Origin of the sequence: Microcoleus sp. PH2017_09_SFU_O_A (genome assembly GCF_020738625.1) — a bacterium.
Classification (GTDB): Bacteria; Cyanobacteriota; Cyanobacteriia; order Cyanobacteriales; family Microcoleaceae; genus Microcoleus.
The window spans coordinates 74,793-88,069 of the sequence record NZ_JAEQCF010000089.1; the positions used below are offsets into that span (position 1 = coordinate 74,793).

Below are 13,277 nucleotides of genomic sequence, written 5' to 3' on the forward strand. Positions count from 1 at the left end.
TCAGCTATCTGAGGGCTAAAGCCCAACAATATATCTCAGCTATCTGAGGGCTAAAGCCCAACAATATATCTCAGCTATCTGAGGGCTAAAGCCCAACAACATACCTCAGCTATCTGAGGGCTAAAGCCCAACAACATACCTCTAGCAATAAGTCTTATTTAGATTAACAAAATTACGGCTGCTGTTGCTAGCAATAACAGGATTCCGGCCGCACCTGCGAGGGGTTTTGCTGCTATTCCTGTAATCCATTCCGGTACTTTGTTGGTTTGATTAATTAGTCCTTCTGTATCTACGGTAGTTATACCCCAAATCCATCCGGCGTGGAGTCCGATCGCCAATCCTAAGCTACCATTGTCGGTGATGCGGGCTAAAATTAAAACCAGACCCATCAGCCACAATCCAGGTAGTTGCGGTATAGTTTCTTTTGCTGCCCAAATTAGGTGGGCGATCGCAAAAATCAAACTGGCGATCGCACCTGCGGTTAGTATTGAGTAATCTTGCTGGAGTAGATTTTGCAAACAGCCGCGAAAGATTAACTCTTCTGTCGCGCTAATCCACAGGGCTAATAACAGAGTCACGAGAGTTGAAGGCTTCAGAATTGAAGCCGGAAAATGAATGATTGTTTCGCCTGTTTCGGTTTGAACTTTGGTGTTTTGTAGTTCCAGCCAACCAGCGGTTAATTGCACGCCGAACAAAATGGTTAAGCTGACTACTGCTAATGTTAATCCCAGCAGCGAGGATATGAAAGTTGCGGGTTGCCAATCCCAACCCCAGTCAGCCAAAGATGCGCCTTCGATCCAAGTTGTCGCCCACAAAATTAAGGGGACAATTAAGTAGAGGGAAGCTAGTAAAGGCAGTTTTTTGTTGCCTAAGGGTTGGGGCGGATGCCATTTGAGGGCGATCGCCAGTATAATTGCTACGGGCAGCCACAAACAAGCCCAAGTTGAGAAAAAAACAATTACTTTGACAATTGCCGGTATTGATGGCGACACCAGTCGCAGGTTATTCAGGCTGTTCCACATTTAAGCGATTGTCTCACAAATAGAAGAGAGTGCAGCGATTTATGGGTAATAGGACTTACGCTGTTAAACCAGGTTTCTGCCGAATATGTTTGGTTTGGCGATCGGATATTGACTAATAAAATCATGTTAGCTAGAACCACACAATAAAATAGGTTTGTAGTGAGGACTTTAGTCCGCATCCATTACGCTTGACTAAAGTCCTCACTACAAACTTTTTTTAAGTCATTTACCGGAAATGCTATAATGTCAAACCCGGTTTTATCGGCATTATACCCGTGCGATCGTTGGAAGATGCACAATTAATCGAATTAGAGATTAATTGTTAATTTATCTTCACCTTAGTGGTCTTAAAGCATTATTCCTCGGCATTATCGGTTTCGTCTTCCTCGCTTGAGCTCGGATTCCGATCCTGACTGCGATCGCCATCTACCTGGATCAGGTGAATGTGCTTGTAACCCAACTTAATTTCAAACCGATCTCCGGGTGTTAATCCCATCGATTCAGTGTAAGCCGTACCGAGTACAATTTGACCGTTTTTGTGGACGCTGGCGCGATAAGCTGCTTCTCTACCCCGACCATCTTTTTTGCGTTCTGAACTTAAGGGAATCCCCTTGGCGGCGAGTACAGCATTGTAAAAACCGCTGAGATTAACGCGGGTGCGATCGTTTTTTGTTGTAGAGTAGTAGCCGCAGTGTTTTGCGGTTTCTCGTTTGGGCAAGTGAGCGAGTTCTTTGAGTTTTTGAAGCAGGGCTTTTCCTGTAAGTGGATCTGTGGCAGTTTCAATCATTATGTTGAGAAGCGATCGGGGAATACCTGCGATTTGCAAATAAGCTTTTGTGCCGATTTGTAGCATTATCAAAAATATATACTTAAATTTATGCGTTTTACTAAAAATATTTTTCAGCAAAACTCTAAAAAAATAAAACCTTTGATAATTAAGCCTTCCAGCTTGTGATTTATAGCTGCTTCCATCGGAGTTTTTTCTTCAAAGGCGATCGATCCGGCGCTGAATTTGTCTCAGGGACTGGTACATTTCGGGTAAGCGGTTGTACACAGCAGCGGCTTTGAGAAAGAGTTTGTGGGGAATTGCTGGAACCCCAGTCACGATCGCACCTGCGGGCACGTCGCTGTGAATTCCGGCTTTGGCTGTGGCGATCGCGCCATCTCCAATTTTAGCTTGATTGGCTATTCCTACTTGACCTGCCAAAATTACATTATTGCCAATTATTACTCCGCCCGCTAAGCCGACGTGGGCGGCAAAAGCGCAATTTTTCCCGATTTGACAGCCGTGACCTACGTGTACTAAATTGTCGATTTTGGTATTCTGGCCGATGCGGGTTTCTCCGACGGCGGGCCTGTCGATCGTGCTGTTGCAGCCCACCTCAACGCCCTCTTCCAATACCGTGCAGCCAGACTGCTCCATTTTCACCCATCCTGAGGCTGTCGGCACGAACCCAAAACCTTCGCTCCCGATCGCCGCACCGCTGTGAATGACGCAATTTGCCCCGATCCGAGCACGTTCGTGAATCACACAGTTAGCGTGTAGAACTGTATTTTCGCCAATTACTGCATCTGGGTAAATTACGACATTTGGATGAATGCAAACGTTATTGCCGATTTTGACTTTTGCTTGAATCACGCTGTGGGGGCCGATACTGACATTTTCACCGATTTCAGCTTCGGGGTGAACTGTAGCGGAGGGATGTATTTCGGATGGTGGGCGAAATGGTTGGTAAAAAAGGCCGATGGTTTGAGCAAATAGCAATCGGGGATCTGCTGCGGAAATCCAAGCGATGTTGCGATCGCTGCATTGAGCTTGCAAGCCTTCATCTAAGGGTAAAATTAAGGCTGAAGCGTTTGTAGTGGCTGCATGAGCGGCAAATTTAGCTCCTTCTATGTAACTGATCGTACCCGATGTGGCTTCATCGACTGGGGCGGTGCCTGTAATTTCTCGATCGTCCGCGCTGGAGGCTTTTAGGCTGTGGCTGTTGGCTAAATTCAGTTTTTCTACTAAGTCGCTAAACTGCATAAATGAAAATTTGCTGTTAACACCGATTCCTCAAGCTCAAAATCATATCATGTTCGATTGTTTGTAGTCAGGACTTTAGTCCTCAGTTTTTATTCTTTAAAATTATGAGGACTGAAGTCCTCACGAAGAACCTGGAAAGGACTGAAGTCCTCACGAAGAACCTGGAAACGAAGAACCTGGAAAGGACTGAAGTCCTCACGAAGAACCTGTTCGATCGCCCACCCATGAGTTTAGCAGCGCCCATGCAAAAGGGAGCCGATGTTTTCTGCTCCCACTCACTCTCAAAAAGCTGTAAACTATTCAGTTATTTTTGGCAACTATTGTACAGAAGAGGCTTCTACATCTACGGTGCGGGGTGTCCCTTCTGAATAGGTGTCGGTTGGTTCTGAGGCTGAGGCTGTCTGTGTTTGGCGGGATTTAAAATAGTCGATCGCCATTTGGGACACTTCGGAAATCAGCAATACTGCGATCGCCACATCGTCAATTTGTCCGACTACGGGGAGGAAATCCGGCGCAATGTCGATCGGGCTTACCAGATATGCCAGTGTTCCCAGAATAATCCACCAGCGGTACTTGGGGTTGCGGAGCGTCTCGCGGTACCAGGTATAAATCGATTGTATAGAAAAGCTCATGGGGTTGTCCTCTCGTTATATTTTCAATCTTGACAAATTCTCCCTCGAAATGCTTGTGGAGATATCCCCCCTAGGGTTGGGAAGAGAATTCTACTCAGGGACATTTGGAATTGGGTACGGGCGATGTGCTTCACGTGTCCGAAGGCCAAGCCGGGACACTTCCAAGCGTCGGTATAGTTGGGATCGAGTTGCAGCACTTGCAAGGGAAAGCGCGATCGCCTGCTCAAAATCCCGATCGTGCAGCTACTTGACTCCTTGCTCGAATGGCGCCTCGATCTCTTCCATAATTTGCCAATTCTCCCTCTCTAAAATATAGACAACTAAAGATTTTGCCTAAATTTTGTACTTTTACGCGATCGTGACTTGCACACAATTTATCAGTTCAATTTATTGGCCTCCCTCAATCTTAAATTAGTCTGATTTCCTCCTCATATTTTCAATAATCAAAATGTTCGTGCAAGAACCTTTTTTTAGTATAAAATAACACCTGTTATTTTTGTTTTGGGATGTGGGCGATCGGTTGATTGCTAATATTTCGATCGTCGAAACTCAAAATATCTTGTCTTAGGATCTACCATATTTGAACAAATAAAACGGTTCACTAAGGAACAGTTTTTTGGTATAAGTTGACACCTACTTTTTTTGAACTTCGCGATGCGGTCGATCGCCCGAATTACTGACATTTTTCGGGTTAAAACTCAGTCAAAATACACATTCATCCTGTAACTTCTTTCCCACAATCCTTGCATTCATTGGATTTCAGGCTGACATTAATCTCGGTATGGGTTTGAAAATCCGATTTTTACAGCTACTATTCTCACCGATCGCCCTACGGTCAGCCTAAGTACAAATAAATAAAATTAGTATCAGAAAATACCCGTAGTCCGAGTTTGGACAGGGCATTAAGTTCGATCGAAAAAAGGGTAGTTTTCACCCGTCTTGAAACACCCATTTTTGGTCGCCGATCGCAATTTCGCAACCATTTGCCAACCAAAAAGGCTCATTAGCAGCCAGCCTCTGCCCTCCGACAAAAGTGCCGTTGGAACTGCCGCTATCGACAAGTTGATATCGCTGTTTGCCAACTTCGTCAGTGGCGCGGCGGATTTGGGCGTGGTAGCGCGAACTTTGCGGATCTTGCAATACTAAAGTGTTAGTCGGTTCGCGTCCAATTGTAAAAGGATTAGCCGTTAAACCGATCGCCTGTCCAGAAAACTTGTAGATTAAATAGGCAGTATTTTTGCGATCGCTGCTGGCGAGTACCGTCGGTGCAAGTGAAGGTGAATTTCTCGCGGGTGGGAGACTATTTTGAGCGAGTTGTTCTGTCAGTTGTTGCAAATCGCGATCGAATGATGCTGCTGTTTCAGAAGCTGGAAGACTCGCCGGAGAATGACCTGAAATTAAGTTTAACTGCTGGACGGGAGCTTGAGGTGCGATCGGGCGGCCAGCTTCAGCAATTCTCATTTGCAGGGCGGCCGAATTTTCTGCTTCCTGTCGCGCACTCATTCCCTCAACTTGGCGAATCACTCCGTTGGTTTCGGGGAAGCTGACATCGCCAATTCGCACGTCTTCTAAATTAAAACCTAGGGGATAAAAGTCTTGGACGCGATCGAGCAAATTTTGGCGCAGCAACAGCCGACCTTGGGTGATAAGCTGTTGTAAAGAAAATTGCCCGATCGCTAATCCCATACAATCTTTAACTGCACTTGCTAAAGCCGCGATCGGATCGGACAATTCCAAAGCTACCCGTTTCGGATCTATAACTTGATAAATAACCGTCAAAGTCGCATCAATTAAAAATCTATCCTTAGACAAAAAATCTCCGTGGGACTGCACGTCCAAGTTGCGAAGTTTGGTATCTACGAGGACAATTTGACACTGTTCCAGTAGGGGAAGGGCGAAGCTGAAATGGCGCCCGGATTTCAGGGTACGCACGGCGCGGCCGTTTTTGACCAACAAACCTGTGCAACCCGCCCCTATGAAGTCCATGCTAAACCCGGCCCAGCGTTCTGGAGTCACGGTTTGAATCAGGGGAGAGGCGTTGTTCATGGGATGCGTTGAGGGAGGAATGATTCTACTTTTAGGGTAACAAATTGCTGGCGGTCGATCGGGCGATCGGTGTGCCTGTTCGGCAACTTCTATACTGTACGCCTCCACGAGTCCCCATTCAGCACGAACAGCAAGGAGCCTCTCACCTACCCGAAGGGAGGTGATGAGAGGAATTGCGAGGCAAAAATGAGACACCCTTTGACCATATCAATCCGCAAAAATGACCGGGAGAAGGGTAGTTGAGTTTTTGCCAATTTCTGTGTTCGGCAGTTGGTCAACCCAGTCCTCCACTATTTGGGTTACTGTTTTATCTTTACTTACTGCATACGCCCTTAATTTATTCAATCGACGTTCGGACATCCGCACATTTAATCTTGTAGTTTTCATATTTTTGTCTACCCATTGTTATCACGTCTATGCTATCATATCTATAACAGGAGGTAAATAACAGGTGAAAACGGCATACCAATACAAGCTACGTCCAACAAAACAGCAAGCGCAAGAAATAGACCGATGGTTGTCTATGTGTTGCGCTCAATATAATTATTTGCTGGCAGATAGATTTAATTGGTATGAGCAAAATCGTTGTCCAATCAATGCCTGTCCACTTGTTTGTCATCTCCCGGAGCTGCGAGATTACCCCGAATATTTTGGGCAAAAAAGAACACTCCCTAAGTTGAAAGAGACGCATCCTCATTACAAAGATGTTTATTCCGATGTTTTGCAGGATGTTGTCAAGCGAGTGAAAACAACTTTTGACCGATTTGTAAAGGGGGATAGCAACGGAAAACGTAGCGGAAAACCAAGATTTAAAGCTCGTAGTAGATACAGAACTTTCTTATACCCAAGAATTAAACCTGATTGTATTGCCAATGGTAGAATTTCTTTGCCCAAATTAGGTCAAATTAAAGTTATTTTGCATCGACCGCTACCGGATGATTTTAAAATTAAAACCGCATCTATCACGAAAAAAGCTGACGGTTACTATGTAACTCTAAGCTTGGAAGATTCAACCGTTCCCGAAATCAAGCCTGATATAAATCCAAGGTCAATGACTGGGATTGATGTTGGTCTAAAGGAGTTTTTGACAACTTCTGAAGGTGAAACTGTTGCTATTCCCCAACACTACCGAAAATCACAGAAACGTTTAAAAGTTATTCAAAAACGTGTCTCTCGTCGTAAAAAAGGTAGTAATCGCAGACAAAAAGCAGTAAAACAACTAGGCAAACAACATAAAAAAGTTGCAGACAAACGCAAAGATTTTCATTTCAAAACGGCGAACAACTTATTGGAAAAATATGATGTTGTTGCAGTTGAAGATTTGAATGTTAAGGGACTTGCGCGTACCCGGTTAGCAAAGTCTGTACTTGATGCTGGATGGTCAAGCTTTCTGTCGATACTGATAAACAAAGCCGAGAAAGCTGGTTTATTGGTGATCCCGGTTCAAGCGTCTGGTACGAGTCAAGATTGTTCTAATTGTGGTGTGAAAGTTCCTAAAAAACTGTATCAACGCTGGCACGACTGCCCCCATTGTGGATGTAGTCTAGACCGTGACCATAATGCAGCGATAAATATAAAGAACAGAGCGGTGGGGCATCCCGTTCTTAAAGCCAAGAGTCTCCTAAGCGATAGCCGGATTGTCTTGGAAGCCTACACTGTACTCTAAGAGTCAGTGTAGGAGTATGTCACCACGTACTGGATCTAGTTTGCATCTAATATCAATTCCGGTTGCACCGTCAGGTGATGTTGACGGTTAACAGTTAACTGTTAACGGTTTAAACAATACCGATACAACCGGAAACTATATTAAATGGGTTCTATCAAAATAATTATTCTCACGTACTTACTTACTTGATTGCTAATTGCTAATTTATAATCATCTGGTGTCCCATCAGGTGTTGCTTAATCAGGGTATGAAAAAAATAAGTTGAAAATTCCCAAGCTTTGTCGATACTGGTTTCTCTGACTGGCATATTTAGCCTTTCATACCGTGCAATCAATAAGGTTCGATCGGGGTAATTGTCTTCGGACACCATCTCCAAGCAGCACATTACACACAAAGAAGCACAAATATGATGAATTATTTCAAGCCTTTGTTAATTTTTACAGCCTTTGCAGCGGTTCTGGGTTTGGGAAAAAGTGGGGCGCTAGCTGCGGTTTGGATTATCTCTGAAACTCAGTTAAGTTTGCCACTTCACAGGGTGCAAATAGCAGCAAAGAGCGATCGCAATTTTAAGACTTCAAAAGGTACATTAAAACCAGGTAGTGTCCTATCTGTCGATCCAGATGAAGTTAGGGGCCTACCAAAAGCTGAGGCGCGGCGACGTTTCATCCTGAATAAGATATATCGCCTTCAGGAAGGCACTGCCGCTGACGATTTATTCATCGTTGATGAGAAAGCAAATAAATGGGCAGTAGAGAATGTCTCTGACGCTACAATGGGCGCTACTACTCGCGGTGTCGCCGAGATAGTCTCCGGTAAAGGCAAAGTCTGGGCGCTGATCCAGAAGTTCTAAAAAAAACGCCACTTTTTAGGGCGGCGTTCTTTTTAATTAAGCATTAAAAATGGCATAATTTCCATTTTTGATTCTTAATTTTCTAACAGTCGTAGTACAAAGCAAACTCGTAAGGGTGAGGACGTAACCGCATCGGGTTGACTTCGTTGTCGAGTTTGTAAGAAATCCAGGTTTGGATGAAATCTTCGGTAAAGACGCCTGTTTCTGTTAAGAAAGCGTGGTCTTTTTCTAAAGCTTCTAACGCGCCTTCCAAGGAACCGGGAGTAGAAGGAACTTTGGCTAATTCTTCCGGGGAAAGGTCATAGATATCTACGTCCAAAGGTTCGCCCGGATCGATTTGATTTTTGATGCCGTCTAAGCCTGCACACAGCATGGCTGCAAAGGCTAAATAGGGGTTGGATGTCGCGTCGGGACAGCGGAATTCTAAGCGCTTGGCTTTCGGGTTGTTCCCGGAAAGGGGAATTCGCACTGATGCCGATCGATTTCCTTGAGAATAAGCTAAGTTTACTGGCGCTTCAAAGCCGGGAACTAACCGCTTGTAGGAGTTGGTCGTCGGGTTGGTGATTGCCAAAAGTGCCGGGGCGTGCTTGAGAATGCCGCCGATGTAATGCAGTCCCATTTGACTGAAACCTGCATATTGATCGCCTGCAAATAGCGGTTGGCCGTCTTTCCAAATCGACTGGTGAACGTGCATCCCGGAACCGTTGTCGTTAAACAGCGGTTTGGGCATGAAGGTGATGGTTTTGCCGTATTTTTTGCCGACGTTTTTGATGACGTATTTGTATGTCAGCAAGTAGTCTGCGGCTTGGACTAATGTGGCAAACCGGAAACCGAGTTCGCACTGCCCGCCGGTGGCGACTTCGTGGTGGTGCTTTTCGATTGGTACGCCGCATTTGGCCATTGTCAGCAGCATTTCCGTTCTCATGTCTTGAGAGGTATCGGTTGGTGCTACTGGGAAATAACCTTCTTTGTAACGCGGTTTGTAGCCGAGGTTGCCGCCTGCTTCTTCTTTGCCGGAATTCCAGCGACCTTCGACGGAATCTACGTAATAATACCCGGAATTTTGGGTTTGGTCGAAGCGAACGTCGTCAAAAATGAAGAATTCTGCTTCTGGGCCGAAGAATGCTGTATCGCCGAGACCGGTGGTCAGCAGGTAGTCTATGGCTTTTTGGGCGATCGTCCGGGGACAGCGGCTGTACGGTTCGCCGGTGCGGGGTTCTTTGATGCTGCAAATGAAGCTGATGGTGGGTTCTGCCATGAACGGGTCCATCCACGCGGTGGTAGGATCGATGACCATTGTCATGTCTGATTCGTTGATGGCTTTCCAGCCCCGAATGCTGGAACCGTCGAAGGGTACGCCGTCGGTGAAGGCGGTTTCGTCGATTTGGTCGTGGTACAGGGAAAGGTGTTGCCAGATCCCCGGCATATCGATGAATTTCAGATCGACGATCTGGATCTTATTTTCTTTTATGTAGTTGAGGGCTTCTTGGGGTGTCTGGAACATGACTTACTCCTGATATTGGTTTTGTTGCGGGCGATCCTGCAACGAGTGCTTCGCTAACGGCAGATTTCAGAATGTTTGCGCGATCGTATGCCTTGAGTACCCACAGTTTTGTAACAATAGATACAAAATATTAAAGTGGGTCTAGTGGGGCAGGACAATTTGTGATGATTGCCTTGTCTGTGTTTCGGCTGTTGATATCAGGCAAACGGCTGAACTTGGCGGTCATTTGCCGGGGAGGGACTACCCTGTGTGCAAATCCTATCTCAAATCTTAATCAAAGGCCGATTTGTAGTAGTCTACAATAGGCGGTCTATCTCAGATAGCAAAGTATTGATAAAGATTTTTGGGAGAGAAACTTATGCGCGATGCCGTGACGAGTCTGATTGAAAATTATGATGTTGCTGGTAGGTATTTAGACCGAGATGGTATCGATCGGTTGAAATCTTATTTTGCAACTGGCACAGCACGGGTACAAGCAGCAGCAGCGATTAACAGCAATGCTGCGGCTATTGTCAAGCAAGCTGGTATTCAGCTATTTGCAGAACAGCCCGAACTGATTCGTCCCGGTGGTAATGCCTACACAACTCGTCGCTACGCGGCTTGTCTGCGAGATATGGACTACTACTTGCGCTACGCTACTTACGCCTTGGTGGCTGGAAGTACCGATGTGCTCGACGAGCGCGTGCTCCAAGGTTTGCGAGAAACTTACAATTCTCTGAGCGTTCCCATCGGCCCGACGGTAATGGGGATTAGCATTATGAAGGAGATGGTTAAGGCTCAGGTTGAATCTGCCGGCTTGTCTGTCGGGCCTTTTCTAGAACAGCCTTTTGATTACATGATTCGCGAATTGAGCGAACAAGATATTTAAGTCAAGCAAGCTGGTTTTTTTAGCAGCAAATTGCTTTTGTGGCTTGCACGTAGCAGGCTCTCGATCGCTTTTTTGGCATCACAGCAGAAAAGCGATCTTTTTTACGGATTATACCATTTTCGATTGGGGCTTAAAGAATAGACAATGACTTACTGCCTAAGGGTTTGGAGTTGGCTCTTCATTTGTATTCTTGTTGGAAATTGGTATTAAAAATCGCCGACATATCCCCAGACGAGGCATTTGTCGAGGGAATTTTTCGTGTGGTGGCGGTTGATTTGGTCGGTGCTGATTGCTTCTACTTCGCCGTTGGGGTAAAGAATGTGGATTAGGTTGCCGCTGACGAAGGCCAGAGGATTTTCTTGACAAATGTCAGAATTTCTGATCGGAAAGTTCGTTTTTTTCATGTCCATCGCCCTGATTGTGTTTGTAGCGCATTCCCCTGTATTTACATAATCTTTGATTTGCGACATTTTTTATGTGATTCTACGAATGTCGATGTGTGATAAAACTACAGGCTCATAGCGATCTCAGTCACATCATGTGGGGTAGGAGCGATCGGCGATCGAGCTTCAAAATACTATACAAATGCTGATGTGAGGGCATCGCCCTCGGAAAACCCAAATAATTATAAAAAATCCGCAGTCGGGTTTTTGCGTAAGTGCTAATCTGATACAGTCCTTAACCCTATCCGTACAGATTAAACATCTTGGCTAAACAACGAATAGACACTTTATTGGTAGACCTGGATTTATGTACCTCCCGACAACAAGCTCAAGCCTTGATTCGGACTGGCCAAGTCTCGATCGACCAACAGGTAATTGACAAACCGGGCACTGAGGTTGACATTGCAGCCAATATTTTGATTAAACAGCGATCGCGCTACGTTTCCAGAGGCGGCGACAAATTAGCCAAAGCTTTAGAAATATTTGCAATTCCCGTCGCGGGCAGAATCTGTCTCGACGGCGGCATTTCCACAGGCGGTTTTACCGACTGCTTGCTGCAAGCCGGTGCGGCACTGGTATACGGGATCGATGTTGGCTACGGTCAAGCTGATTGGCGCTTACGCAACGATCCGAGGGTAATTTTGAAAGAACGCACCAATTTGCGCTACATGACTGCTGCGGAGCTTTACGGCGACTCACCGCGAGCAGATTTGGCGGTAGTAGATGTGTCGTTTATTTCGCTGGATAAGGTTTTACCGGCGCTGTGGGAATTGTTGGCACCACCGCGAGAAGCGGTATTGTTGGTAAAGCCGCAATTTGAGGTGGGGCGCGATCGCGTCGGGAAAAAAGGCGTAGTCAGAGACTCGGCAACTCAAGCCGATGCGATTTTTCAAGTGTGGAAGGCAGCTACAGCTTTAGGATGGCAGGAAAGAGGCTTAACGTGGTCGCCTTTACTTGGCCCGGCCGGTAATATCGAGTATCTTCTATGGTTGGGGATCGATCGCGAACAGGAACCAGACCAAAGTGCGATCCTCTTCGAGGGCTGCGCTAACGAAGAGGGTGTTGTGAAGGAACGGATCGCACAAGTCGCAAAAGCGGCCGCGCAGGAACTTGTCAAGTGATTTTAGATTTTAGATTTTAGATTGACTGCAAAATGTCAAACTAATCAATTTTAAGACTCAAATGTGGAGAGCCAGATTTATCTAAAATTTTAAATTGTTTTGTCAATCAGACTCCTAAACTTTCACAAGAGTGAATAATTCCATGCAGCCATTAAAACAAGTCGGTTCGATTTTCTTGTACGTCCTAGGTGGCATAGGTTATCTGGCGATTGCAGCTACTATTGTAGGCGTGTCAATTCTCATCAAGTTCGCAGCTCTGCTACTGGCAGATAAATTATTATATACAATTCTGATTATCGGTGATTTGTTGAGGGGCATCGAAATTATTGAACTGTTAAATATATTGGTATTTGCTTTTATCGGCATGGGATTTGGCATCGCGACAAAACTGCTACATCCTAAATACAGTCGCCAAATTAGTGCGGCTTTGTTGATACCTATAGTTCCCATAGTTTTCATGAGTACGCCAGCCATCAGATATAATTCTTGGCTGGACAAAGTAGCGGAATCGGATAAGTTAGCGCCGGCGGAAACTGCAACATTAACCAACTCATTTTTGAACCGAAAGGTAGGAGTGGAAGGTTTTCTCGGTTATTATGTATATACAGGTCAGTTTCCGGTGATTCCCACAAAACAATCTGAGATGAAAGACCTCGACAGCTTTGAAAAAAAGGTTAATTCGAGATTTGTGCAGTTAACTGGTGTTGCTCCGACGATTGTTTCTTGGTCAATGCGGGTTTGTTTTTGGCTGATTAGAATATTCTACTTTTGTATTGCGGTAATTGCGACGATTGTTCATTTTAGGGAAGGTGTGAGAATCGCGGGACGATAAGAATACAAGCTGTGGGGTGCTTATCTAATTTTCAGGTACGTAGTTGCGCTTCAGCGCTCTGGGAGCAGGTACGTAGTTGCGCTTCAGCGCTCTGGGAGCAGGTACGTAGTTGCGCTTCAGCGCTCTAGGAGCAGGTACGTAGTTGCGCTTCAGCGCTCTGGGAGCAGGTACGTAGTTGCGCTTCAGCGCTCTGGGAGCATCTCATTTGTTGTGCAAAAACCATTTTTTCGAGAGGTACGTAGTTGCGCTTCAGCGCTCTAGGAG

At 45.5% G+C, this 13,277-nt stretch carries 13 protein-coding genes; 6 read left to right on the forward strand and 7 right to left on the reverse strand.

Features of this window, described 5'->3' with window-relative positions; all coding sequences use genetic code 11:
• Positions 1-158: 158 nt before the first annotated feature.
• The 4 genes from JGK16_RS27130 to JGK16_RS27145 form a co-directional block, all read right to left on the reverse strand.
• The gene (locus tag JGK16_RS27130) at positions 159-1,022 is read right to left on the reverse strand and encodes a CPBP family intramembrane glutamic endopeptidase (protein ID WP_293185230.1); all 864 of its coding nucleotides are present in this window, start codon (positions 1,020-1,022) and stop codon (positions 159-161) included.
• A 355-nt stretch (positions 1,023-1,377) separates the two neighbouring features.
• Positions 1,378-1,809, reverse strand: a complete 432-nt coding sequence (locus JGK16_RS27135; protein ID WP_293185253.1) for an AbrB family transcriptional regulator — start codon at positions 1,807-1,809, stop codon at positions 1,378-1,380.
• Between the two features lie 198 nt (positions 1,810-2,007).
• Positions 2,008-3,051, reverse strand: coding sequence for a UDP-3-O-(3-hydroxymyristoyl)glucosamine N-acyltransferase (gene lpxD / locus JGK16_RS27140; RefSeq protein WP_293193536.1), 1,044 nt, complete (start codon positions 3,049-3,051; stop codon positions 2,008-2,010).
• Positions 3,052-3,368: 317 nt separating this feature from the next.
• Positions 3,369-3,683: a YkvA family protein gene (locus JGK16_RS27145; RefSeq protein ID WP_293185232.1), complete on the reverse strand. Its 315-nt coding sequence runs from the start codon at positions 3,681-3,683 to the stop codon at positions 3,369-3,371.
• Positions 3,684-3,808: 125 nt separating this feature from the next.
• On the opposite strand from JGK16_RS27145, the gene JGK16_RS27150 reads away from it, so the two are divergent.
• Positions 3,809-3,934: a hypothetical protein gene (locus JGK16_RS27150; protein WP_293203512.1), complete on the forward strand. Its 126-nt coding sequence runs from the start codon at positions 3,809-3,811 to the stop codon at positions 3,932-3,934.
• A 679-nt stretch (positions 3,935-4,613) separates the two neighbouring features.
• On the opposite strand, the gene JGK16_RS27155 is transcribed toward JGK16_RS27150, so the two are convergent.
• Positions 4,614-5,837, reverse strand: a complete 1,224-nt coding sequence (locus JGK16_RS27155) for an SPFH domain-containing protein (protein WP_293185233.1) — start codon at positions 5,835-5,837, stop codon at positions 4,614-4,616.
• A 343-nt stretch (positions 5,838-6,180) separates the two neighbouring features.
• Between JGK16_RS27155 and JGK16_RS27160 the strand changes: the two genes are divergently transcribed.
• Together JGK16_RS27160 and JGK16_RS27165 are read left to right on the forward strand one after the other, a co-directional pair.
• Positions 6,181-7,395: a transposase gene (locus JGK16_RS27160; RefSeq protein WP_293185234.1), complete on the forward strand. Its 1,215-nt coding sequence runs from the start codon at positions 6,181-6,183 to the stop codon at positions 7,393-7,395.
• 406 nt (positions 7,396-7,801) lie between these two features.
• Positions 7,802-8,245 carry a hypothetical protein gene (locus tag JGK16_RS27165; protein ID WP_293185236.1) on the forward strand — a complete coding sequence of 148 codons (444 nt, stop codon included), beginning with the start codon at positions 7,802-7,804 and terminating at the stop codon, positions 8,243-8,245.
• A gap of 82 nt (positions 8,246-8,327) precedes the next feature.
• Here JGK16_RS27165 and glnA read toward each other — a convergent pair whose 3' ends face one another.
• A complete protein-coding gene (gene glnA, locus JGK16_RS27170) occupies positions 8,328-9,749 on the reverse strand; it encodes a type I glutamate--ammonia ligase (protein WP_293185237.1) in 1,422 nt (473 codons plus the stop codon).
• A 358-nt stretch (positions 9,750-10,107) separates the two neighbouring features.
• Between glnA and apcB the strand changes: the two genes are divergently transcribed.
• Positions 10,108-10,617 carry an allophycocyanin subunit beta gene (gene apcB, locus JGK16_RS27175; RefSeq protein ID WP_293143500.1) on the forward strand — a complete coding sequence of 170 codons (510 nt, stop codon included), beginning with the start codon at positions 10,108-10,110 and terminating at the stop codon, positions 10,615-10,617.
• A gap of 206 nt (positions 10,618-10,823) precedes the next feature.
• On the opposite strand, the gene JGK16_RS27180 is transcribed toward apcB, so the two are convergent.
• On the reverse strand, positions 10,824-11,087 hold the full coding sequence (locus JGK16_RS27180) for a hypothetical protein (protein ID WP_293203514.1): 264 nt from the start codon (positions 11,085-11,087) through the stop codon (positions 10,824-10,826).
• Between the two features lie 236 nt (positions 11,088-11,323).
• Here JGK16_RS27180 and JGK16_RS27185 point away from each other — a divergent pair, with 236 nt between their 5' ends.
• Both JGK16_RS27185 and JGK16_RS27190 read left to right on the forward strand, forming a co-directional pair.
• Positions 11,324-12,181 (forward strand): TlyA family RNA methyltransferase, encoded by an 858-nt coding sequence (locus tag JGK16_RS27185; protein WP_293185241.1) that lies wholly within the window; start codon positions 11,324-11,326, stop codon positions 12,179-12,181.
• Positions 12,182-12,323: 142 nt separating this feature from the next.
• Positions 12,324-13,013, forward strand: a complete 690-nt coding sequence (locus JGK16_RS27190; RefSeq protein WP_293185242.1) for a hypothetical protein — start codon at positions 12,324-12,326, stop codon at positions 13,011-13,013.
• The last annotated feature ends 264 nt before the right edge of the window (positions 13,014-13,277 follow it).